A 22,114-nucleotide genomic window follows, 5' to 3' on the forward strand; every position below is an offset into this window, starting at 1 on the left:
GGCTCTAGGTACTCCCGTCGTTCGTATCGCCGATCAACGCGGGCGATGACTTTTTGCAGTGTCCATTGCGCATGCTCGGGCGGCCTACGTGGTCATGCTCCGCTTCCGCTTCCGGCCGCTGACCTCTCATGCGAGCATTCGACCCGCGCTCTGGCACGGGATCCCACCCTCCAGGGTGCCAGGGCGCACATTTGGCCAAGCGAACGACTGCCAGTACCGATCCGACGACCAGGCCGCGAGTACGCAAGGCGGTCACCGCGTACTCGCTGCAGGTGGGGGAGAACCGGCAGATCGGCATCCGAGTAGGGGAGACATAGGTCCGGTAGAGCTCGATCAGGAAGATCAGCGCGTTCGCGGGTAGCCGGGTCAGCGTCGTCATCGCCGTTCTCCAACCGGGGTGCGACCGAGCGCGGGCTCCGGAACCTGACGCAAGCCCAGCTTGCGCAAGCCGGTGCGCAGCTGGCGCAGCAACTCGGCGGAGTCGGCGGTGGCCGCGCCGGGCAAGGCCCGGATCACGACATCGGTATCGGCGCCCAGTTCGTCGACGACCTGGGTGCACATATGACGCAGGCGGCGGGCCACCCGGTGGCGAACCACCGCGTTACCCACCGCCTTGCTGACAATCAGTCCGAACCGAGGACCGCCTACGCGGACCTGGGAATCGCCGTCGGCGAACTCGTCGTACACATGCACGTATGCGTGTACGACCAGATCTCGCCTCCCGATTCGCTGACCGCGGCGCACCGTGCGGGAGAATTCGGCACGGTGGTGCAACCGATACGGCTCAGGCAACACCCGAGCGTCCGACTACGCGCGATCAGGCAGTCAGTTCGGAACGGCCCTTGCGGCGACGCGCCGAAACGATGGCGCGGCCCGCACGGGTCCGCATCCGGAGGCGGAAGCCGTGCACGCGCGCCCGACGACGGTTGTTCGGCTGGAACGTCCGCTTGCCCTTGGCCACGGTCAACACTCCTCGAGTTGGTGGGCACCGTTGAGGTACCCGAAGTTTTCGGTGATTCGGATGTCTGCGCAGTGGACCGTGGTCTACACACAGATTGCCTTGGCGAATCAGTGTGCAGCACGCAGCCGCCACCGCGCCAAGGGGTGACTGTACGAGGGTACTGATACCGCTACGCAGGGTCAAACTCGGCCCCCAGGTACGTACGCCAGGCACTGCGGCCAGATTACCGGACTCGGGCGAGTCGGCTCGAGATGCCTCGAGCTGGGACGACACGCCCGGGATTCGGCGGCGCCTCCGGCCGATTTTCCGTGAGTTCCTCCACACCTCTAGCGTTGTGCGCAGTGACCCGCTAGCCTCTGTAGCCGGGGGATTGCTGAAGAACCGCAGGTCCAGCCCCCGACGCTGCCACACGCTGGCAGAATTCCTCTATCCCCAGGTTTGTCCACATCTGTGGATAATTGTGTGGAAAGACGGCCGGAGTGGCATATTCGTGGGGCCGACGGTGCCCGCGCCGCAGTCGGAGATTCTGGGACCGCACGGCGTTCGACCCGGCTTCGGTTGTACGCAGGACACTTGGATTCCACCTGCTCAGCAGGTGGTTGCTTGCGTGCGCCCGGCCGTGGGCCCCAACAAACCGGTCCGGGGAGGACGCTGCATGGACGACGAGCAGAACGTGCTGGCCACAGTGTGGCCGGAGGTTGTTGCCGAACTCACCACCGGCTCCGCCGACGGCGCCATTCCCGCGGTGAGCCGCGCCCAGCAGGCCTGGCTCAAACTGGTCAAACCGCTCACCGTCGCCCAGGGTTTCGCGTTGCTGTCGGTTCCGTCTTCGCTGGCGCAGGAGGCGATCGAGCGGGATCTGCGCGAGCCGATCCTGCGTTCGCTGGCACGGCGGCTCGGTCCGCAGGTGGAAGGACTCGGGGTGCGCATCGCCGCGCCGAGCCCGGCCGCGGGGGAGCGCGCGGGCAGTTCGCCCCGCCACGCCAGGATGACGAGCAGGCCCGAGCGTCCCCGCGAACAGGTGCGCCCGCCGGCCGGATATCCCGGCCCCGACTTCAGCGTTCCCGATTACGCCCAGCGCGGTGAGTACGGCAGGCCCCGCTACGGCGCGGACGAGTACTCCGCGGGTGGCGACTACGGCAACGACTATCCGGCCGCGGCCGAGTACAGCAACAGTTTCGGCGGTCGCGACTACCCGATGCAGGGCGGCGAGTACGGCGAGCGCAACGAGTACCCCGCGCATCGGGAGTACTCGGCCGAGTCCGAGTACTCGCAGCAGCCCGCGGAGTACCAGCAGCCGTCCGAGTACCAACAGCCCGAATACCAGCAGTCTTCGGAGTATCAGCAGGCCGCCGGTGACTATCCGGGTGAGCGCGCCGAGTTCCCGGGCGCCGATTACGAGCCGACCGCGGCCTACCCCGTGTCCGACTACGCCGGCGGCGAGTTCGGTGGTCGTGGCGAGTACCGCGGCGCACGTCCCGATCAGCGTCCGGCCGAATCCGCGCCGCGCCGTGAGCAGGCGGGCTCGCCGCGACGCGAGCACATCGCGCCTGGTCAGGAATCGCTTTTTCCCACCGATCCGCCGCAGCGCGCGCCCCATCGCGGCCGCGCACCGCAGTCGGAGGAACCGGCGGCCGCGCGGGCCGAGGAACCGGTGGCGGAGTCGGCACCGGAGCCGCCGCGTCCCGGCACGCCCGGTGCGCAGCCCGTCGATGACGAGCCGGTGGTCGACAACCGCAACAACTGGCCGACCTATTTCAACAAGTCGCCCGAGGCGCCGCCGCAGTCCTCGTCCTCGGCAAGTCTGAACGCCAAGTACACCTTCGACACGTTCGTCATCGGTGCCTCGAACCGGTTCGCCCATGCCGCCGCGGTCGCTATCGCGGAGGCTCCGGCGCGGGCCTACAACCCGCTGTTCGTCTGGGGCGCCTCGGGTTTGGGTAAGACGCACCTGCTGCACGCAGCCGGTCACTACGCCCAGCGCCTGTTCCCCGGTATGCGGGTGAAGTACGTGTCCACCGAGGAGTTCACCAACGACTTCATCAACAGCCTGCGTGACGACCGCAAGGTCGCGTTCAAGCGGCGCTACCGCGAGACCGACATCCTGCTGGTGGACGACATCCAGTTCATCGAGGGCAAGGAAGGCATCCAGGAAGAGTTCTTCCACACCTTCAACACCCTGCACAACGCGAACAAGCAGATCGTGGTGTCCTCGGATCGTCCGCCCAAGCAGCTGGCCACCCTGGAGGAACGGCTGCGGACCCGCTTCGAGTGGGGCCTGATCACCGATGTGCAGCCGCCCGAGCTAGAGACCCGCATCGCCATCCTGCGCAAGAAGGCGCGCATGGACCGGCTCGACGTGCCCCACGACGTGCTGGAACTGATCGCGAGCCGGGTGGAGCGCAATATCCGTGAGCTCGAGGGTGCGCTGATCCGGGTGACGGCCTTCGCCTCGCTCAACGGTCAGCCGCTCGACCTGTCGCTGGCCGAGGTGGTGCTGCGCGATCTCATGCCCGACACGGCGGCACTCGAGATCAACGCGGCCACGATCATGGCTGTCACCGCGGAGTACTTCAACACCACGCTGGAAGAGCTCACAGGGCCGGGTAAGGCGCGTCCGCTGGCCCAGGCCCGCCAGATCGCGATGTATCTGTGCCGTGAGCTCACCGATCTGTCGCTGCCCAAGATCGGTCAGGCGTTCGGTCGCGACCACACCACGGTGATGTACGCGGAGAAAAAGGTGCGCAAGGAGATGACGGAGCGCCGTCGCGTCTACGACCAGGTGCAAGAACTCACAGCCCGAATCAAGCAACGTTCGCGCTGATTTCATCCCCAACCCCGAACACCGCCCTGACCTGGGGCGGTGTTCTTTTTTGCCCTGTGGATTCCTCGAGGAGTTCCTGTGGACTCCTCGAGGAATCCACAGGTTTGTGCACCGGTTCACACACAGGCCCTGGGGACAGGCTGGGGAGCATCTACTCACAGGCAGTTGTCCACATCGTCCACAGGTCGATCCGCCAACACCCTGTGAGTGCCTGTGACCTGCGTCGCCGCCGAAACCGGCCTGTGGATTCCTCGAGGACTTCCTGTGGAGTCCTCGAGGAATCCACCGATTCGTCACCACCCTGGATCACCATGTGAACAACTGGGTGAATCTGGTGGAACAACTCGAGGACAACTCGAGGATGGATTTGGGACAACTTCGGCTGTCCACAGACACCGCCGATTCATCCTCGAGTCACTCCACGGCCATCCCCAACCCACCGCGCCCTGTGACCTGCGTAAACACGGGAAGTCCACAGATTCCACAGGGCCTACTACTACTTCAGATTTCATTCTTGGAGAGATCTCTTGAAAACAGGGTGTGTGGAAAGTCGGTGCGGACAGGCTCGGCTCGGTCGGTTGTTCACTAACAGGCAGCAAGGAGGACAGGGGTCGGTCCGGGACACGGGAATCGCCAGGGAGGGTCGGTGCGGAGATCACGCGATGTCCGGGTACCGTTTGGTTGTCGGCAGGTTGTGCAAGACTCAGTGCGCGGCCGACACAGCACCTCAACTCCGCTGAACACCCCCGCACACGGATTCGAAACTCGGAGAGGACAATCGGGCGATGGAGCTTGCGAGCATGAAGTTTCGGGTCGCCCGAGAGGATTTCGCCGAGTCGGTGGCCTGGGTGGCCCGCAGCCTCCCGTCCCGGCCGCCGGTACCGGTTCTCGGTGGCGTCCTGCTGGTGGCCGACGAGAACGGCCTGACCGTCTCCGGCTTCGACTACGAGGTCTCCGCGCAGATGCGGGTGGCGGCCGAGGTCGCCGGTCCGGGCCAGGTGCTCGTTTCGGGTCGCCTGCTCGCCGACATCACCAAGGCGCTGTCGAACAAGCCGGTCGATGTCTCCGTCGACGGCACCCGCGTGCTCATCGCCTGTGGCAGCGCCAAGTTCTCCCTGCCGACCATGCCGGTCGAGGACTATCCCCAACTGCCCGAGGTGCCACAGCAGACCGGTGAACTCAGCGTCGATGTGTTCGCCGAGGCGGTCGGCCAGGTCGCCGTCGCCGCCGGCCGCGACGACACGCTGCCGATGCTCACCGGTATCCGGGTCGAGATCGAGGGCAACGACGTGGTGCTCGCCGCCACCGACCGCTTCCGCCTCGCCGTGCGCCACCTGCAGTGGCAGCCCAACCGCTCCGACATCGAGACCGCGGTGCTCATTCCCGCGCGCACGTTGTCCGAGGCCGCCAAGACGCTCGGTTCCGCGTCGGCGCCGGTGCAGCTGTCGCTGGGCAACGGCGGCGGTGGTGACGGTCTGCTCGGCATCGTGAACGCGGGCAGGCGCACCACCACCCGCCTGCTCGACGCCGAATTCCCCAAGTTCCGCCAGTTGCTCCCCAAGGAGCACACCTCCATCGCCACGTTGCCGGTGTCGGTGCTCTCGGAGGCGATCAAGCGTGTCGCCCTGGTGGCCGAGCGCGGTGCCCAGGTGCGGCTCGAGTTCTCCACAGACGGCGTGCTGCTGTCGGCGGGTGGGGACGACGCGGGCCGGGCCGAGGAATGGCTGGAAGCCGATTTCCGCGGTGAACCGCTGACCATCGCGTTCAACCCCGGTTACCTCACCGAGGGCCTGGCCGCGTTGCACACCGATCGGGTCACCTTCGGATTCACCACCCCCAGCCGCCCGGCGGTGCTGCTGCCTGCCTCCGACGAGGAGCCCAAGGTGCTCGAGTCCGGGGCGTTCGCGGCATTGGAGAGCCAGTACATCTACCTGTTGATGCCGGTCCGGCTGCCCGGCTGAGCCGGCTCGTCCCGCGCCTGCATGTTCATTCGCGCACTGTCGGTCCGTGATTTCCGGTCGTGGGAACACGCCGAGCTCGAGTTGTCCCCAGGGCGCACCGTGCTGCTGGGCGCCAACGGCAACGGTAAGACCAACCTGCTCGAAGCGGTCGGCTACCTGGCCACCCTCGGGTCACATCGGGTCTCGGCCGACGCACCGCTGATCCGGATGGGCACGACGCAGGCCAGGATCGGTGCCACCGTGGTCAACGCGGGCCGCGAGCTGCGCGTGGATGTGGATCTCAAGCAGGGTGCGGCCAATCGCGCGCAGATCAACCGTTCACCGGTACGCCGTTCGCGTGAGATCCTGGGGATCTTGCAGACCGTGCTGTTCGCCCCCGAGGATCTGGCGCTGGTGCGCGGCGACCCGGGGGAGCGGCGCAGGTTCCTCGACGAGTTGTGCACAGCCCGGTTGCCCAGGCTGGCCGGTGTGCGCGCCGACTACGACAAGGTGCTGCGCCAGCGCTCAGCGCTGTTGAAAACCGCTGGACGACAGGTGCGTTCGCGTTCGGACCTGGGCACCCTCGACGTGTGGGACGGGCATCTGGCCGAGCACGCGTCGGTGCTGCTGGCCCAGCGCCTGCGGCTGGTCCATGACCTGTATCCCTATCTGGCACAGTCTTATCGGTCGATCGCGCCCGAATCTCGTCCGGCCGCAATCGCTTACCGGTCGGGGTACCTGCCGCCGGAACTGCTCGACCCGGCCAGGGAACCCGCCGACGACGATGTGGCCCGGTTGCACGAGATCGTGCTGCGGGAACTGGCCGCCGCGCGCAATCGGGAACTCGACCGCGGTGTGTGTCTGGTGGGCCCGCACCGCGACGAGCTGGAGCTGCTGCTCGGCAGCGCACCGGCCAAGGGGTTCGCCAGCCATGGTGAGTCCTGGTCGTTCGCGCTGGCGCTGCGGCTGGCCTCGTTCGAACTGTTGCGCGACACCGGTGCCGAACCGGTGCTGCTGCTCGATGACGTCTTCGCCGAGCTGGATCGGCGCCGACGCGCCGCACTGGCCGAGGTGGCCGCCGGTGCCGAGCAGGTGTTGATCACCGCCGCGGTGGCCGAGGACGTGCCTGCGGAGCTGGCCGCCGAACCGCTGTTGGTGCACACCACCGGGGAAGCCGACCAGCGCGTCTCCCGGATCGTCGTCGAAAGCGACGAATCGCCCAAAGATATGCACAGGCAGCCATAGTTATCAACAGGGCCTGTGGAGAACCGGCGGCATGCTGGACATATGCCGGTCGGCGCACACCGGTCGATTCGGCATTCCCGCGTAGACTTCCCTGCGCACCGAACCGGCGTCGAGAGCCGGGCCGTCGTCGAGATCGAAAGGCAGGAACCTGTGCAGGACGAACCGGAAGCGGAACTGCGCGGGATCGATCTGGCCCGCCGCGCGCTGGAGGAGGCGCGGGCCGCGGCCAAGGCGAACGGCAAGTCCGTCGGGCAGGGCCGCGCCTCGCCGGTGCGCAAGTTGCGCGCGGGCGGCAGGCGGCGCAGCGGGTGGTCCGGAGCCGGCCCGGATCCGCGTGATCCGCAGCTGCTGTCCTCGCTGGCCGGCTCGATCGCGAAGAATCGTGGCTGGTCAGGCAAGGTTTCCGAGGGCATGGTGTTCGGTCGGTGGTCCAGTGTGGTCGGCGAGGACATCGCCTCACACGCCACGCCGGTGACCCTCGAGAACGGTGTGCTCAAGATCGCTGCGGAGTCCACCGCGTGGGCCACCCAGCTGCGGATGTTGCAGAGCCAGATCCTGGCCAAGATCAGTGCGGCGGTGGGCAACGGGGTGGTCACCCAGTTGCGGATCACCGGTCCGGCCGCACCGAGTTGGCGCAAGGGCGATCGGCACGTCAAGGGTCGCGGGCCGCGTGACACCTACGGGTAGCCGGACGGTCACCGGCGTGAGTTTCATTGTGGCGGCGGCGCTTCCACACCCTTGTTGGTGAGCCTGTGGACAAAGCCTGTGGATAACTTCGAGGGTCTGAATCGCCTGGGACGCGAGCCCGGTCACACGCCACTCGCCAGCTGATCCCTAGCAGCGTCTACGACCGGCAAAATCGGCGGAGAGGCGGAAAGGACTCGGCGTGGACCGATTTCTCGCATTCACGGAGACGTCAGGGGTGTCGTAGGTGCACTGTAAGTTGGGCTTACCAGTAGGATGGTGACGTAACCAGCGGCGAACCCTCGGCGCGTGCTGTGCAGTCCGTGATATCTGATGGCTCTCCTACGAGCCGTGCGCGTGCTGCCCGGATCGCTGCGCCAGGGATCAGCAAGTAAGGAGAGCTACCGACAAGTGGCTGCCAACGACTCCAACGCATCGGGCAATACCTCAGGCTACGGTGCCTCCTCCATCACGGTCCTCGAAGGCCTCGAGGCGGTGCGTAAGCGCCCTGGCATGTACATCGGTTCCACCGGTGAACGCGGTCTGCACCACCTCATCTGGGAGGTTGTGGACAACTCGGTCGACGAGGCGATGGCCGGCCACGCCAGCAAGGTCGAGGTGACCCTGCTCGCCGACGGCGGCGTCGAGGTGATCGACGACGGTCGCGGCATCCCGGTCGCGATGCACGCCCAGGGTGTGCCCACGATCGAGGTCGTCATGACCCAGTTGCACGCGGGCGGCAAATTCGACTCCGACTCCTACGCGGTCTCCGGTGGTCTGCACGGTGTCGGTATCTCGGTGGTGAACGCCCTGTCGACCAAGGTCGAGGTGGAGGTCGACACCGACGGCCACCACTGGAGCCAGACCTACAAGGACGCCAAGCCCGGCAAGCTGGTGCAGGGCGAGCCGACCAAGAAGACCGGCACCACGGTGCGGTTCTGGGCCGACTCCGACATCTTCGAGACCACGTACTACAACTTCGAGACCGTGGCGCGGCGCCTGCAGGAGATGGCCTTCCTGAACAAGGGCCTCACCATCAAGCTCACCGACGAGCGGGTCAGCAACACCGAGGTCACCGACGAGGTGGTCAGCGAGACCGCCGAGGCGCCCAAGGATGCCGAGGTCGTCGCCGCGGAAGCGGTCGAGCACAAGGTCAAGACCCGCACCTATCACTACCCGGGCGGCCTGGTGGATTTCGTCCGCCACATCAACCGCACGAAGTCGGCCATCCACAACTCGGTCGTCGGCTACACCGCCAAGGGCACCGGCCACGAGCTCGAGGTCGCCATGCAGTGGAACTCGGGTTACTCCGAGTCGGTGCACACCTTCGCCAACACCATCAACACCCATGAGGGCGGCACCCACGAAGAGGGCTTCCGTTCGGCGCTCACCACGGTGGTCAACAAGTACGCCAAGGAGAAGAAGCTCCTCAAGGACAAGGACGGCAACCTCACCGGCGACGACATCCGCGAGGGCCTGGCCGCCATCGTGAGCGTGAAGGTCGGCGAACCGCAGTTCGAGGGCCAGACCAAGACCAAGCTGGGCAACACCGAGGTGAAGTCGTTCGTGCAGCGTGCCTGCAACGAGCACCTGCAGCACTGGTTCGAGGCCAACCCGGCCGACGCGAAGACCATCGTGCAGAAGGCGGTGTCCTCGGCGCAGGCCCGCCTGGCCGCGCGCAAGGCGCGTGAGCTGGTGCGCCGCAAGTCGGCGACCGATCTGGGCGGCCTGCCGGGCAAGCTGGCCGACTGCCGTTCCAAGGACCCCGCCAAGTGCGAGATCTACATCGTGGAGGGTGACTCCGCCGGCGGTTCGGCCAAGTCCGGCCGCGACTCGATGTACCAGGCGATCCTTCCGCTGCGCGGCAAGATCATCAATGTCGAGAAGGCCCGCATCGACCGCGTCCTCAAGAACAACGAGGTCCAGTCGATCATCACCGCGTTCGGCACCGGTATCCACGACGAGTTCGATATCGCCAAGCTGCGCTACAACAAGATCATCCTGATGGCCGACGCCGACGTCGACGGCCAGCACATCGCGACGCTGCTGCTCACCCTGCTGTTCCGCTTCATGCGGCCGCTGGTGGAGCAGGGTCACGTGTTCCTGGCCCAGCCGCCGCTGTACAAGCTCAAGTGGCAGCGCTCCGAGCCGGAATTCGCCTACTCCGACCGCGAACGTGACGCGCTGATGGAGGCCGGGCTGGCAGCCGGCAAGAAGATCAACAAGGACGACGGCGTCCAGCGCTACAAGGGTCTGGGCGAGATGAACGCCAAGGAACTGTGGGAAACCACCATGGATCCGTCGGTGCGGGTGCTTCGTCAGGTGACGCTCGACGACGCGGCCGCGGCCGACGAGCTGTTCTCCGTGCTGATGGGCGAGGACGTGGAGGCACGTCGCAGCTTCATCACCCGCAATGCCAAGGACGTCCGTTTCCTCGATGTGTAAGCGGCGCTGCGCCGCCCGGCGCGCCCACTCGCCCATCGGCCCCTCGAAGGAGATTTGATGACTGAGACCACGCTGCCACCGTCCGGCGGTGCGGGCGACCGGACCGAACCGGTCGACATCCAGACCGAAATGCAGAACAGCTACATCGATTACGCGATGAGCGTGATCGTGGGCCGCGCGCTGCCCGATGTGCGCGACGGCCTCAAGCCGGTGCACCGGCGCGTGCTCTACGCGATGTACGACAACGGCTACCGCCCCGATCGCGGCTACGTGAAGTCCGCGCGCCCCGTCGCCGAGACCATGGGCAACTACCACCCGCACGGTGACTCGTCGATCTACGACACCCTCGTGCGCATGGCGCAGCCCTGGTCGCTGCGCTACCCGATGGTCGACGGTCAGGGCAACTTCGGTTCCCGTGGCAACGACGGCGCGGCCGCCATGCGTTACACCGAGTGCCGGCTGACTCCGCTCGCGATGGAGATGCTGCGCGACATCGACCAGGAAACGGTCGATTTCGTCGCCAACTACGACGGTCGCTCGCGGGAGCCGACGGTGCTGCCCGCGCGCGTGCCCGCCCTGCTGATGAACGGCAGCAACGGCATCGCGGTGGGTATGGCCACCAACATTCCGCCGCACAACCTCAACGAGCTCGCCGAGGCCATCTACTGGGCCCTGGACAACTACGAGGCCGACGAGGAATCCACCCTCGCCGCGTGCATGGAGCGGGTCAAGGGCCCCGATTTCCCGACCCACGGCCTGATCGTCGGCAGCCAGGGCATCCACGACGCCTACACCACCGGTCGCGGTTCCATCCGGATGCGCGGTGTGGTCGAGATCGAGGAAGACGCGCGTGGTCGCACCACGATCGTCATCACCGAGCTGCCGTACCAGGTGAACACCGACAACTTCGTCAACTCCATCGCCGAGCAGGTCAAGGACGCGAAGATCGCGGGTATCTCCGATATCCACGACGAGTCCTCGGACCGGGTCGGCATGCGCATCGTGGTCACGGTCAAGCGTGACGCGGTGGCCAAGGTGGTGCTGAACAACCTCTACAAGCACACCCAGTTGCAGACCAGCTTCGGCGCGAACATGCTCTCGATCGTCGACGGCGTGCCGCGCACCCTGCGCCTGGACCAGATGATTCGCTACTACGTGAATCACCAGCTCGAGGTCATCGTCCGGCGCACCCGCTACCTGCTGCGCAAGGCCGAGGAGCGGGCTCACATCCTGCGCGGCCTGGTCAAGGCACTGGACATGCTCGACGAGGTGATCGCGCTGATCCGCCGCGCGGCCAACACCGACACCGCGCGCACCGGCCTGATGCAGCTGCTCGAGATCGACGAGATCCAGTCCACCGCGATCCTGGACATGCAGCTGCGTCGCCTCTCGGCGCTGGAGCGCCAGAAGATCGTCGACGACCTGGCCAAGATCGAACTCGAGATCGCCGACTACAAGGACATTCTGGCCAAGCCGGAACGTCAGCGCGCGATCGTGCGCGACGAGCTGGCCGAGATCGTCGAGAAGTACGGCGACGACCGCCGCACCAGGATCATCGCCGCCGACGGTGACGTCAACGACGAGGATCTGATCGCCCGCGAGGACGTGGTGGTGACGATCACCGAGACCGGCTACGCCAAGCGCACCAGGACCGATCTCTACCGTTCGCAGAAACGCGGCGGCAAGGGCGTGATGGGCGCGGGGCTCAAGCAGGACGACATCGTCAAGCACTTCTTCGTCTCCTCCACCCACGACTGGCTGCTGTTCTTCACCAACAAGGGCCGCGTCTACCGAGTGAAGGCCTACGAGCTGCCCGAGGCCAACCGCACCGCGCGTGGCCAGCACGTGGCGAACCTGCTGGCCTTCCAGCCGGACGAGAAGATCGCCCAGATCATCCAGCTCAAGACCTATGAGGACGCCCCGTACCTGGTGTTGGCGACCCGTACGGGCCTGGTGAAGAAGTCCAAGCTCACCGATTTCGACTCCAACCGTTCCGGCGGCATCGTCGCGGTGAACCTGCGCGATGACGACGAACTGGTCGGCGCGGTGCTGTGCTCCTCCGACGACGACCTGCTGCTGGTCTCGGCGAAGGGACAGTCGATCCGCTTCGCCGCCACCGACGAGGCGCTGCGTCCGATGGGCCGGGCCACCTCCGGCGTGCAGGGCATGCGCTTCAACACCGATGACGAGCTGCTCTCGCTGAATGTGGTGCGTGAGGGCACGTATCTGCTGGTGGCGACGTCGGGCGGGTACGCCAAGCGCACCGCGATCGAGGAGTACACCGCACAGGGTCGTGGCGGAAAAGGCGTATTGACAATCCAATACGATCCCAAGCGTGGCAGCCTGGTGGGTGCGCTCATCGTCGACGACGAGGACGAGTTGTACGCGATCACGTCCAGTGGTGGCGTCATCCGTACCGCGGCCAAGCAGGTTCGCCGGGCCGGACGCCAGACCAAGGGCGTGCGATTGATGAACCTCGCCGATGGCGATACCTTGCTAGCAATCGCGCGCAACGCCGACGAGCCCGATCCCGACGAGCTCCTCGGCGGCGCGGCTTCGGAGTAACAACCCAAAACAGCGGCGGCAACGAACGGATCTGAGGATTCCATTGACCACACCGAATCAGTCGAACGACGATCGGAACCCGACCAACGGCGTCACCGAGCGGATTGCCTCGTCTCCGATCCAGCCGCGCCCGATCCCGCGCCAGGGCGGTCCGGCCGAGGAGTCGGCGCCCGAACCCGGTGCCGCCAAGGACGAATCGTTCGACCAGTCGACCGTGCGGATGGGTACCGAACAACCCCCGGCGCCGGGTAACGGCAAGGGCAAGTCGCCGTATCAGGACGGGTGGGCCCAGCTGCCGCAGCGGGAACCTCAGTCGAACCTGTACCGGCCTGGTGAGTCGCCGAGCCAGGGGCGTCCGGCCTCTGGCTCGGGGGGCGGTGGTGGTCTGAAGGGCAGTGGCGCGTCCAACGCCCGGACCACGGCCGACCTGGCGGCCAAGGCTGCGCGCAAGGAAGCCGCGATGGTGAAGTCCGTCGGTATCGACGGACCAACCCGCAGCATCTCCCGGCCGGAGCTGGTCAAGGACATGCCCGATCTGTCCGACGTCCGGCATCCGGGTAACGAGGCGCCGCCGGCGGCCCCGCCCGGGGTGCCCATGGCGCCGCAGCCCGGTCTCGGTGGCCGGGCCGCTCCCGCCGGTCCGGTCTCGCCCGCTGTTCCGGTGGCGATCGCCGCCGCGTCGGCGGGGGAGCCGCTGCGGGCCACGGTGCAGGTGCGCCGGATCGATCCGTGGTCGACGTTGAAGATCACCCTGGTGATCAGTGTCGCGCTGTTCTTCGTGTGGATGGTGGCCGTCGGCCTGCTCTACATCGTGCTGGCCGGCATGGGCGTGTGGGACAACCTGGACAACTCCCTGGGCGAGATGCTGAACCAGGAGGGCAGTTCGTCGAGCCTGATCGATGCGGGCACGGTGTTCGGTTATGCCGGTGTGATCGGCCTGATCAACGTGGTGCTGTTCACCGCGCTGGCGACGGTCGGGGTGTTCATCTACAACCAGTGCTGCGATCTGGTCGGTGGTATCCAGGTGACCCTGGCCGACCCGGACTAGACCCGCGTTTCGCCGAGCGGCCGGTCAGACCAGGAAACTGGCTCTGACCGGCCGTTTTGGTTATCGGCAGCCGGGTAAGGTAACCTCGTTTCTCGTTGCGGTTCACTGCTTCGGCAGGGGATCGAAAACGAGTTCGGGCCTATAGCTCAGGCGGTTAGAGCGCTTCGCTGATAACGAAGAGGTCGGAGGTTCAAGTCCTCCTAGGCCCACTCCCGAACATCACAGTAGGGTGGGAATCATGAAGGTTGTCCTCACGGTCGGTGTTGTGATCGCGGTTCTCATCGGTATCACCAAATTCCGCAAGCGCGATGACGCCGACCTCTGGCGTGAGGTCACCACCCGCTGATTCGGGTTGCCAACTGGTTCGGCGAACCAGCCAGGGGCCTTAGCTCAATTGGCAGAGCACTGCCTTTGCAAGGCAGGGGTTAGGGGTTCGATTCCCCTAGGCTCCACTTCCGTGAATTCCTCGGTTTTCGATTTTCTGCTCACCGCCGCCCCCGGCGACGCCGATTCGGCTGATTTCGCGGCGGACTGGGCCCAGCACCGTGCCCGATCCTCCGGTTTCGACAGTTCCGTCGACCGGGCCGCGATCGCCGGTTTCGACAGTGTGGGAACAGGTTCCGCTTTTCTCGGTGGCTACCAGGAAGCCCTGCACGCGCTCGTGCCGGAACTGGGTGCCGCCGAACTCACCTCCCTCTGCGCCACCGAGGCGACCGGTGCGCGGCCGGCTTCGATGACCACCACCGTGACCGCCGACGGGGCGGTCACCGGCACCAAGACCTTCGCCACGCTCGGCACCTTCGCCACCTGCTTCGTGGTGATCGCCCGCGCGGGCACGCGGTCCGACGGCCGGGCGAACCTGCGGGCCGTGCTCGTGCCGGTCGGCGAGGGCTGCGTCGTCACACCGCTGCCCGAACTCCCGTTCGCTCCGGAGATTCCGCACGCGAGCGTCGCTTTCGATTCCGCGCCTGGTGTGCTGCTGCCCGGTGACGGCTACGCCGACTACCTGAAACCGTTCCGCACCGTCGAAGACGCGCATGTGCTCGCCGCTGTGCTCGGACAACTCGTTCGGGTGGCCCGGCAAGCCCGATGGCCGGCTGAGGCCGTAGAGCAGCTTCTGGCGCTGTTTGCGGCCGTGCGGGGGATCAGTGTCGACGACCCCGGTTCAGTGGGCGTCCATATCGCGCTGGGCGGTGTCTTCGACCGGCTGACGGGGCTGTGCGCCGAGATCGAACCTTTGTGGGCCCGGGTTGACCCGCAGATCCGGGCGCGTTGGGAGCGCGACGTACTGCTGTTGGGCGTCGCGGGGAAGGCCCGGACGGCCCGATCGGCCACCGCGTGGCGGACTGTGGAGTGAGGCCGGCGGGCCCGGTAGCCGGGTGATCGCCCGGCCGTCGACGGGTGGTGCGGTTCGGCGTCTCGGTGCGCGTCGGCCGGAGGACCGAGCTGCAACCTTGCCGGAAAATGGGGAGCGGGCCTCGGCGAAGGGGGGGAGTTAGCCGAGGCCCGCGTAGGGTCGGCCCGGGGGGGAGGGGCCGACGTGTTCGATCCTACGCGATACGAGCGGAATTCGGGGACACGCAACGAACGGATTCGCGAGATTTTTCGGTGGCGGCGATGGCGCTCCGTTCACTCCGTACACCGCCGGTGGGGTGGTTGCCAGGCAGTGGCCCTTGGCCGTTGGCTCGAACCGAACGGAATTTGCTGGTACGCAAGGGTTTACGCGAAAAGTACGGTGAACATGTTCTCGTACATCCGTACCGTTCTGCCGCACGTCGGCACGAATTCGGACGCGCGGAGTGACCGGAAAAACACTTGAATTCGCCGCGTGTCGCAGCCGCTCGGCATGTCGAACAAAACTGTACGTGTGGCCGGTGATCTCACCCGCAAAAGGGGATGCAACTTGTCGGTGGGTGCCGCAATACTGAGGCCATCAGCGTTTGAACTACGACATCAGGAGAATCATGCCCGACGCAATCGTCGCCGAGGGTCTGGTCAAACGGTACGGGCAGTTGATCGCCCTGGACGGCCTCGATCTATCCGTCCCCGAAGGTACTGTGACCGCGCTACTCGGCCCCAACGGCGCGGGGAAGACCACGACTGTTCGCGTTCTCACCACCCTGCTCGTCCCGGACGAAGGCCGTGCCACCGTCGCCGGTGTGGACGTGCTCAAAAATCCCCAGGCCCTGCGTTCCCGGATCGGTGCCTCCGGGCAGTACTCCGCCGTCGACGAATACCTCACCGGTTTCGAGAACCTCGAGATGGTGGGCAGGCTCTACCACCTCGGCACCCGGCGCAGTAAGGAACGCGCACGTGAACTGCTCGACCGCTTCCGGCTCAGCGACGCCGCCGACCGGCCGGTGAAGGGCTACTCCGGCGGCATGCGCAGGCGCCTTGACCTCGCGGGCGCCCTGGTGGCCAACCCGCCGGTGCTGTTCCTGGACGAACCGACCACCGGCCTGGATCCACGCGCCCGGCTCGACCTCTGGGACGTCATCGAGGAGCTCGTCGCCGGTGGCACCACCCTGCTGCTCACCACCCAGTACATGGACGAAGCCGACCGGCTCGCCGATTCCATCGCGGTGATCGATCGCGGCAAGGTGATCGCGCGCGGTACCGCCGACGAACTCAAGGCCCTCGTCGGCGGCGACCGGATCGAACTCACCGTCGGCGCCGTCGATCAGCTGGCCGCGGCCCAACAGGTGCTGACCGGGCTGGCCGACGGCGAGATCCATCTCGAGCCCGGCCTGCGCAAGCTCACGGTGCCCGTCGCCGACGGCTCCCAGGACCTGGTCACCGCCATCGGACGGCTCACCGAGCACAAGGTGCAGATCAACGACGTCGCGTTGCGGCGGCCCTCGCTCGACGACGTGTTCCTCAGTCTCACCGGACACGAAGCCGAAGAACTCGTCGCCGGTGAAGCCGGCGAGCCGGCCGTGGGTGCCGAGGAAGGACAGAACCGATGAGCACCACCGTGAGCAAGATTCCGGCCGTGCGGGAGCCCGGTTTCGGTGAGCGGATGTCGATGGTCGTCAGCGACAGCCTGACCATCGCGAAACGCAACGTCATCAAGATCAAACGCGTGCCCGACGTGCTGATCTTCACCACGCTGTCGCCGATCATGTTCGTGTTGCTGTTCGCCTACATCTTTGGTTCGGCGATCCAGATCCCGGGCGTCGAGGGCGGCTACCGCGAGTTCCTGATCGCGGGCATCTTCGCCCAGACCGTCGTCTTCGGTGCCACGTTCACCGGCGCCGGCCTGGCCGAGGACATGCAGAAGGGCATCATCGACCGGTTCCGCTCCCTGCCGATGGCGCCCTCGGCGGTACTGGTGGGGCGCACGGTCAGCGATGTGGTGATCAACATCGTGAGCCTGGTCGTGATGTCGCTGACCGGTCTGCTGGTCGGCTGGCGGATCCGCGGATCGTTCCTCGACGCGGTGCTGGCCTACGCGCTGATGCTGCTGTTCGCCTACGCGCTGTCGTGGACGATGGCCGTGGTCGGCCTGTTGCTGCGGGCACCGGAGGTCTTCAACAACGCCAGCTTCATGGTGATCTTCCCGCTGACCTTCGTCTCGAACCTGTTCGTACCACTGGAGGCCCTGCCCACTCCGCTGCGCATTTTCGCGGAATGGAATCCGGTCTCGGCGCTCGCCCAGGCCGTGCGTGAACTGTTCGGCAACACCAATCCGATGGCGCCGCCGCCGGAAGCCTGGTCGATGCAGCACCCGGTGCTCACGACGCTGATCTGGATCGTGGTGATCCTGGTCGTGTTCGTGCCACTGGCGCAGAAGCAGTACAAGAAGTCCGTGAGCCGCTGAGGCCGCGGGCACGGTTCAGTGCGCGCCGGTCTCCGCGATGGGGGCCGGCGCCGAACCGTTGCGGGAGTAGCCGAGACGGGGCGGTTCGGCGGCGGGCTCGGGCAACTGGGGACGCTTGCTACGGGCCAGCCAGGCCAGCCCACCGGCACCGGCGAGCGCGAGCGAGGCGAGCAGCGGGTTACGAAGCTTCATTCGTCCACTGTGGCACAAACGGATTCGGGCCGCCGCGTGGCACCATACCTGCGTGACCTCACCCAACCAGACGGCCGTGGCGACGCTGCACACCAACCACGGCGATATCAAGATCGCGCTCTTCGGTAACCACGCACCCAAAACGGTGCGCAACTTCGTCGGCCTGGCCGACGGCACTGCGCCCTACACCACCGCCAACGCCGGTGGCACGGAAGCTGGCCCGTTCTACGACGGCGCCGTCTTCCACCGGGTGATCCCGGGGTTCATGATCCAGGGCGGCGACCCCACCGGCACCGGCCGCGGTGGGCCGGGCTACGAATTCGGTGACGAATTCCATCCCGACCTGCGTTTCGACCGCGGTTACCTGCTGGCCATGGCCAACGCGGGGCCGGGCACCAACGGGTCGCAGTTCTTCATCACCGTAGGCGCGCAGCCGCACCTGAACCGCAAGCACACCATTTTCGGCGAGGTGGTCGATCCGGATTCACGCAAGGTGGTCGACGCGATCGCCTCGGTGAAGATCGATCGCAACGATCGCCCGACCGAGCCGGTTGTCATCTCCTCCGTCAGCATCGACTGAATATCCCCCCACCGACCAGAACTCCCCGCCACGAACATCGTGACGGGGAGTTCTTCTTGCTTCACGTGAAACAACGTCAGTCGGTGGCCACCGAGGCGAAACCGTTGACGACGAGCGCGTCGTAGACATCGTGTGGATTGGCGCCGAGGTCCCAGCGGCCGAAGATCAGCAGGCGCTCGGTGTCGTTGTGCCGGACGTCGACCTCGAGCATGGCGGTTTTGCGCCCGATCCGCCGGTAGGAGACCATCCGAATTCGATCGATCCGGTCCAGCGGGTACTCGTTGGGGCCGGTGAGGGTGCCGACGATCAGGCGCGGCGACGGACCCGGGACCATCGTCAGCCGGGGGCGCTGACGGACGGCGAGCACGGCCAGGGCCAGTACCGCCACCGCAGCCAGCCCCACGAGCAACCGTGAAGGCCCGTCCTGGGCGAGAATCGCCGCCACGACCAGCACGAGGCCGCCGCCGGCCACCGCGATCAGCGCGGAAACCGGGGTGGTCCAGGACGTGCTGTCGGCGGTCCGTCCTGCGTTCACGCGGCGTGTTCCCCCATTGATCCTCGAGTTGTCCACAGCTTCATCCACAGGTGTGCATGAATTACACCGGTGTAATCCTGGGCGTATCGGCTGGTCAGCGCCATCGCATGGTCATGATGAGGCCGACGACCATCAGGCCGAACCCGATCAGGAAGTTCCACGCGTTCAGATCACTCATCCAGCTGATGTGCTCGGCAGCCAGGTAGTACACGATCAGCCAGATGAGGCCGGCGAGCATGAAGCCAAGCATGATCGCGACGTACCAGACCGGCGACGGACCCACCGCTTTGACCTTCACCGGGGTGCGGCTGGCGGCGCTGGGGGAGTAGTCGGCCTTCTTGCGGACCTTGGACTTGGGCATGATGTCCTCGAAATCGGAGTACAGGTAACCCCCAGGCTATCCCACCAGGTAATGAATGCGACGACCTACGGGGTAGGCACGTACCCTCGACGCATGCGTGTATTGGTCGTCGACAACTACGACAGCTTCGTGTTCAACCTGGTGCAGTACCTCGGCCAGCTTGGTACCGAGGCCGTGGTCTGGCGCAACGACGATCCCCGCCTCGCCGACCTGGACGCCCTGCTCACCCGCGGCGACGAAGGTGGCGCGTTCGACGGCGTACTGGTGAGCCCCGGGCCCGGCAGCCCCGACCGGGCGGGCGCGAGCATCCCGCTGGTGCACGCCGCCGCGAAACACGAGACGCCGCTACTCGGGGTGTGCCTGGGGCATCAGGCCATCGGCGAGGCGTTCGGCGGCACCGTGGACCGGGCACCGGAATTGCTGCACGGCAAGACCAGCGACGTCTTCCACCTCGGCGCCGGCGTGTTGACCGGTCTGCCCGACCCGTTCACCGCCACCCGCTACCACTCACTGACCGTGCTGCCCGAGACGATGCCCGCCGAACTGGAAGTGGTCGGCCACACCGAAAGCGGAATCGTGATGGCGATGCGCCACCGCAGCCTGCCGATCCACGGTGTGCAGTTCCACCCGGAGTCGGTGCTCACCCAGGGCGGGCACCGGATGCTCGCCAACTGGCTTGAGGTGTGCGGGCAGCGTCCGGCCGAGGCGCTGGTGTGCGCGCTCGAGGCCGAGGTCGCGGCGCTCGTCACCACATAACGATCCACCCCGGCCCGGACGAGCGAAGGGGAAGCCACTGAACAGCGCTGCGAGGCAACGGCGACGTCACGTCGCAGCACCGGGCACGGTCGACCGCGAAGGCGTGGAGCCGGGCATCGGGGAGTTCGTGGAATCCAGCGGCCGATGCGGTGGCGATGCGGAGTTGCGTGCCGGGGGCGGTGACGCGACGGAGTCTCGAGCCGGGGGTGGTGCAGCGACGGAGGCACGTGCCCGGAGCCGTGGAGATGCGGAGTCTCGTGCTGGGAGTCGTGACACGACGGAGTCTCATGCTGGGGGTGGTGAAGCGACGGCGTCTCGTGCCGGGGGCCGTGATGCCGCGGAGTCACGCGTGGGGAGCAGTACGGCGCAGCAGCTACCCCGAAGCGGAGGGTCTCGGCCTTGGGTGTTGTTGTCGGTGGCGACCAGCATCGACGGGTACATCAACGACACCAGTGCCCAGCGGCTGCTGCTGTCCAACAGTGCCGATTTCGATCGGGTGGACGAGATCCGGGCCGAGTCCGACGCGATCCTGATCGGTGCGCAGACCTTGCGGGCCGACAACCCCCGGCTGCTTGTCAACAGCGCCGAGCGCCGGGCCACTCGGGTGTCGTCGGGGCGGTCGGAGTATCCGGTGAAGATCACCGTCACCGAGTCCGGTGCGCTCGACCCGGAGCTGCGCTTCTGGCACACCGGTGGCGCGAAGCTCGTCTATACCTCCACCGCGGGCGCGGCTCGGCTGGGTGACCGGCTCGACGGCCTGGCCGAGGTGGTCGTTCTCGGTGCGGAACTCTGCCTGCCGGCTCTGCTCGACGATCTCGGCGCTCGCGATGTCCACCGGCTGATGGTCGAGGGCGGAACTGGGATGCACACCGCCTTCCTGGCTGCCGGTCTGGCCGACGAGATCCGGCTCGCCATCGCGCCGATCCTGGTGGGCGAAGCGGCCGCCCCGCGGTTCGTCGGACCCGCGCAGTTCCCCGGTGGCGCACAGCGTCGGATGCGATTGGCGGCTGTGGAACAACTTGGGGATGTCGCTGTGCTGAAGTACCTGGTCGGTACCAGCACTGAGTCTGTGGAGTAACCGGTGCGGTAGCCGAAATTATGCGTCGTACCTGGGAAAATGTGGTTGTTCACAGTTCGGCGCCGAGGACATTACACAGCTGAACATGACGAATTCCACAACACGCGCAAGCTGTGGATAACTCTCGACCATCAGGGGCAGACGTGGACACAGAAGACACCGATCACCGCTTCATGCACAGGGCGATCCAGCTCGCCCGGAACTGTCCGCCCAGCTCGACGGCCTACTCGGTGGGTGCGGTGATCGTCGCCGACGGGGTGGAGATCGCCACCGGCTATTCGCGTGAAACCGACGAGAAGGTACACGCGGAGGAGTCGGCCCTGAACAAGCTCGAACCCGACGATCCCCGCCTGCGCCGGGCGACGATCTACAGCACGCTCGAACCGTGCTCCACCCGCGCCACCGCGAGCCGCGCGCCCTGCACCGACCGGATCCTGGCCGCGGGCATCCCCACCGTGGTGATCGCGTGGCGAGAGCCGAGCCTGTTCGTCGCCGCCTGCGAAGGTGTGGACAAACTCCGCCGTAACGGCGTGCGGGTGGTGGAGCTCACCGACCTGGCCACGGCGGCCAGGTCGATGAACACCCATCTCGATCTGGGCTGACGGCGCTCAGGGCCGTCCGTAGATGGCGGTCACGAACTCGCCGAGCTGATTGTCGTCGAGGTGCCGGGCCAGATCGGCCTCGCTGATCATCCCGACGAGCCGCTTGTTCTCGATCACCGGCATCCGCTTGACCCGGTGATTCTCCATCTGGTCGAGCACATCTTCCACATCGGCATCGGCGCTGACCCAGCGCGGGGTCGACTCGCACAGTTCGGCGGCGGTGGTCGTCTCCGGGACCAGGCCGCGCGCGATGCACTTCACGACGATGTCGCGGTCGGTGATGATGCCACACATCCGCTCGTCGTCATCGGCGACGACGAGCGAGCCGACACCGAGCTCGGCCATCGCCGCGGCCGCGGTGATCACGGTGTCGTCGCGGGTTATCCACTGCGCACCGGGTTTCATGATGTCCCTGGCCGTGGTCATGGGCTACCTCCTCGTTCAGCTGTGCTGGGTGGGATGAAGCAGCCCTATTCTG

21 protein-coding genes and 2 tRNA genes are annotated in these 22,114 nt (G+C 66.5%); 16 read left to right on the top strand and 7 right to left on the bottom strand.

Features of this window, described 5'->3' with window-relative positions:
* Nucleotides 1-4 precede the first annotated feature (4 nt).
* Genes yidD through rpmH form a run of 3 tightly spaced genes read right to left on the bottom strand, consistent with a single transcriptional unit; the run spans nt 5 to nt 961 of the window.
* A complete protein-coding gene (yidD, locus tag ACFO5K_RS20670) occupies nt 5-379 on the bottom strand; it encodes a membrane protein insertion efficiency factor YidD (protein ID WP_378565383.1) in 375 nt (124 codons plus the stop codon).
* Nucleotides 376-795 (bottom strand): ribonuclease P protein component, encoded by a 420-nt coding sequence (gene rnpA / locus ACFO5K_RS20675; protein ID WP_378565386.1) that lies wholly within the window; start codon nt 793-795, stop codon nt 376-378. The genes yidD and rnpA overlap by 4 nt, the downstream gene beginning before the upstream one ends.
* A 22-nt stretch (nt 796-817) precedes the next feature.
* Nucleotides 818-961 carry a 50S ribosomal protein L34 gene (gene rpmH / locus ACFO5K_RS20680; protein ID WP_071932098.1) on the bottom strand — a complete coding sequence of 48 codons (144 nt, stop codon included), beginning with the start codon at nt 959-961 and terminating at the stop codon, nt 818-820.
* A gap of 655 nt (nt 962-1,616) precedes the next feature.
* Here rpmH and dnaA point away from each other — a divergent pair.
* The 12 genes from dnaA to ACFO5K_RS20740 all read left to right on the top strand — a co-directional run bounded on the left by dnaA (nt 1,617) and on the right by ACFO5K_RS20740 (nt 17,532).
* On the top strand, nt 1,617-3,785 hold the full coding sequence (gene dnaA, locus ACFO5K_RS20685) for a chromosomal replication initiator protein DnaA (protein ID WP_378565390.1): 2,169 nt from the start codon (nt 1,617-1,619) through the stop codon (nt 3,783-3,785).
* Nucleotides 3,786-4,570: 785 nt separating this feature from the next.
* Complete coding sequence (gene dnaN, locus ACFO5K_RS20690; protein ID WP_378565393.1) at nt 4,571-5,746, top strand: DNA polymerase III subunit beta; 1,176 nt, start codon at nt 4,571-4,573, stop codon at nt 5,744-5,746.
* Nucleotides 5,747-5,767: 21 nt separating this feature from the next.
* Nucleotides 5,768-6,970 (top strand): DNA replication/repair protein RecF, encoded by a 1,203-nt coding sequence (gene recF, locus ACFO5K_RS20695; protein WP_378565397.1) that lies wholly within the window; start codon nt 5,768-5,770, stop codon nt 6,968-6,970.
* A gap of 42 nt (nt 6,971-7,012) precedes the next feature.
* Nucleotides 7,013-7,657, top strand: coding sequence for a DUF721 family protein (locus tag ACFO5K_RS20700; RefSeq protein ID WP_378565400.1), 645 nt, complete (start codon nt 7,013-7,015; stop codon nt 7,655-7,657).
* A gap of 408 nt (nt 7,658-8,065) precedes the next feature.
* Nucleotides 8,066-10,099 (top strand): DNA topoisomerase (ATP-hydrolyzing) subunit B, encoded by a 2,034-nt coding sequence (gene gyrB / locus ACFO5K_RS20705; protein ID WP_378565403.1) that lies wholly within the window; start codon nt 8,066-8,068, stop codon nt 10,097-10,099.
* Between the two features lie 57 nt (nt 10,100-10,156).
* The gene (gene gyrA / locus ACFO5K_RS20710) at nt 10,157-12,664 is read left to right on the top strand and encodes a DNA gyrase subunit A (RefSeq protein ID WP_378565406.1); all 2,508 of its coding nucleotides are present in this window, start codon (nt 10,157-10,159) and stop codon (nt 12,662-12,664) included.
* Nucleotides 12,665-12,707: 43 nt separating this feature from the next.
* On the top strand, nt 12,708-13,712 hold the full coding sequence (locus tag ACFO5K_RS20715) for a DUF3566 domain-containing protein (RefSeq protein WP_378565410.1): 1,005 nt from the start codon (nt 12,708-12,710) through the stop codon (nt 13,710-13,712).
* A 135-nt stretch (nt 13,713-13,847) separates the two neighbouring features.
* Nucleotides 13,848-13,921, top strand: a tRNA-Ile gene (locus ACFO5K_RS20720).
* Between the two features lie 170 nt (nt 13,922-14,091).
* Nucleotides 14,092-14,164, top strand: a tRNA-Ala gene (locus ACFO5K_RS20725).
* A gap of 5 nt (nt 14,165-14,169) precedes the next feature.
* Nucleotides 14,170-15,069, top strand: a complete 900-nt coding sequence (locus ACFO5K_RS20730; RefSeq protein WP_378565413.1) for an acyl-CoA dehydrogenase — start codon at nt 14,170-14,172, stop codon at nt 15,067-15,069.
* 607 nt (nt 15,070-15,676) lie between these two features.
* Nucleotides 15,677-16,678 carry an ATP-binding cassette domain-containing protein gene (locus ACFO5K_RS20735; RefSeq protein ID WP_378565416.1) on the top strand — a complete coding sequence of 334 codons (1,002 nt, stop codon included), beginning with the start codon at nt 15,677-15,679 and terminating at the stop codon, nt 16,676-16,678.
* A 53-nt stretch (nt 16,679-16,731) separates the two neighbouring features.
* Nucleotides 16,732-17,532, top strand: coding sequence for an ABC transporter permease (locus ACFO5K_RS20740; RefSeq protein WP_378566232.1), 801 nt, complete (start codon nt 16,732-16,734; stop codon nt 17,530-17,532).
* Nucleotides 17,533-17,547: 15 nt separating this feature from the next.
* Here the strand turns inward: ACFO5K_RS20740 and ACFO5K_RS20745 are convergent, their stop codons facing one another.
* Nucleotides 17,548-17,724 carry a hypothetical protein gene (locus tag ACFO5K_RS20745; RefSeq protein WP_378565419.1) on the bottom strand — a complete coding sequence of 59 codons (177 nt, stop codon included), beginning with the start codon at nt 17,722-17,724 and terminating at the stop codon, nt 17,548-17,550.
* A 52-nt stretch (nt 17,725-17,776) separates the two neighbouring features.
* Here ACFO5K_RS20745 and ACFO5K_RS20750 point away from each other — a divergent pair, with 52 nt between their 5' ends.
* Complete coding sequence (locus tag ACFO5K_RS20750) at nt 17,777-18,304, top strand: peptidylprolyl isomerase (RefSeq protein WP_378565422.1); 528 nt, start codon at nt 17,777-17,779, stop codon at nt 18,302-18,304.
* A 76-nt stretch (nt 18,305-18,380) separates the two neighbouring features.
* Here ACFO5K_RS20750 and ACFO5K_RS20755 read toward each other — a convergent pair whose 3' ends face one another.
* Entirely contained in the window at nt 18,381-18,839 is a 459-nt protein-coding gene (locus tag ACFO5K_RS20755; protein WP_378565425.1) for a PH domain-containing protein, read from the bottom strand.
* Between the two features lie 94 nt (nt 18,840-18,933).
* Nucleotides 18,934-19,200 carry a cell division protein CrgA gene (gene crgA, locus ACFO5K_RS20760; RefSeq protein WP_378565428.1) on the bottom strand — a complete coding sequence of 89 codons (267 nt, stop codon included), beginning with the start codon at nt 19,198-19,200 and terminating at the stop codon, nt 18,934-18,936.
* 93 nt (nt 19,201-19,293) lie between these two features.
* Here crgA and ACFO5K_RS20765 point away from each other — a divergent pair, with 93 nt between their 5' ends.
* The 3 genes from ACFO5K_RS20765 (at nt 19,294) to ACFO5K_RS20775 (ending at nt 21,636) form a co-directional block, all read left to right on the top strand.
* Nucleotides 19,294-19,956 (top strand): aminodeoxychorismate/anthranilate synthase component II, encoded by a 663-nt coding sequence (locus tag ACFO5K_RS20765; protein WP_378565431.1) that lies wholly within the window; start codon nt 19,294-19,296, stop codon nt 19,954-19,956.
* Between the two features lie 415 nt (nt 19,957-20,371).
* Entirely contained in the window at nt 20,372-21,034 is a 663-nt protein-coding gene (locus ACFO5K_RS20770) for a RibD family protein (protein WP_378565434.1), read from the top strand.
* 143 nt (nt 21,035-21,177) lie between these two features.
* Nucleotides 21,178-21,636 (top strand): deaminase, encoded by a 459-nt coding sequence (locus ACFO5K_RS20775; protein WP_378565437.1) that lies wholly within the window; start codon nt 21,178-21,180, stop codon nt 21,634-21,636.
* A 6-nt stretch (nt 21,637-21,642) separates the two neighbouring features.
* On the opposite strand, the gene ACFO5K_RS20780 is transcribed toward ACFO5K_RS20775, so the two are convergent.
* Nucleotides 21,643-22,062, bottom strand: a complete 420-nt coding sequence (locus ACFO5K_RS20780; protein WP_378565440.1) for a CBS domain-containing protein — start codon at nt 22,060-22,062, stop codon at nt 21,643-21,645.
* Nucleotides 22,063-22,114 lie beyond the last annotated feature (52 nt).

Source organism: Nocardia halotolerans (genome assembly GCF_042650145.1).
GTDB lineage: Bacteria > Actinomycetota > Actinomycetes > Mycobacteriales > Mycobacteriaceae > Nocardia > Nocardia halotolerans.

What these genes read in the sequence shown, in the direction of transcription:
- ACFO5K_RS20745 (WP_378565419.1), bottom strand. Translation starts at nt 17,724, where the DNA reads ATGAAGCTTCGTAACCCGCTGCTCGCCTCGCTCGCGCTCGCCGGTGCC.
- dnaN (WP_378565393.1), top strand. Translation starts at nt 4,571, where the DNA reads ATGGAGCTTGCGAGCATGAAGTTTCGGGTCGCCCGAGAGGATTTCGCC.
- yidD (WP_378565383.1), bottom strand. Translation starts at nt 379, where the DNA reads ATGACGACGCTGACCCGGCTACCCGCGAACGCGCTGATCTTCCTGATC.
- ACFO5K_RS20735 (WP_378565416.1), top strand. Translation starts at nt 15,677, where the DNA reads ATGCCCGACGCAATCGTCGCCGAGGGTCTGGTCAAACGGTACGGGCAG.
- ACFO5K_RS20780 (WP_378565440.1), bottom strand. Translation starts at nt 22,062, where the DNA reads ATGACCACGGCCAGGGACATCATGAAACCCGGTGCGCAGTGGATAACC.
- ACFO5K_RS20740 (WP_378566232.1), top strand. Translation starts at nt 16,732, where the DNA reads ATGTCGATGGTCGTCAGCGACAGCCTGACCATCGCGAAACGCAACGTC.
- gyrA (WP_378565406.1), top strand. Translation starts at nt 10,157, where the DNA reads ATGACTGAGACCACGCTGCCACCGTCCGGCGGTGCGGGCGACCGGACC.
- recF (WP_378565397.1), top strand. Translation starts at nt 5,768, where the DNA reads ATGTTCATTCGCGCACTGTCGGTCCGTGATTTCCGGTCGTGGGAACAC.
- ACFO5K_RS20700 (WP_378565400.1), top strand. Translation starts at nt 7,013, where the DNA reads ATGCCGGTCGGCGCACACCGGTCGATTCGGCATTCCCGCGTAGACTTC.
- ACFO5K_RS20765 (WP_378565431.1), top strand. Translation starts at nt 19,294, where the DNA reads ATGCGTGTATTGGTCGTCGACAACTACGACAGCTTCGTGTTCAACCTG.
- dnaA (WP_378565390.1), top strand. Translation starts at nt 1,617, where the DNA reads ATGGACGACGAGCAGAACGTGCTGGCCACAGTGTGGCCGGAGGTTGTT.
- crgA (WP_378565428.1), bottom strand. Translation starts at nt 19,200, where the DNA reads ATGCCCAAGTCCAAGGTCCGCAAGAAGGCCGACTACTCCCCCAGCGCC.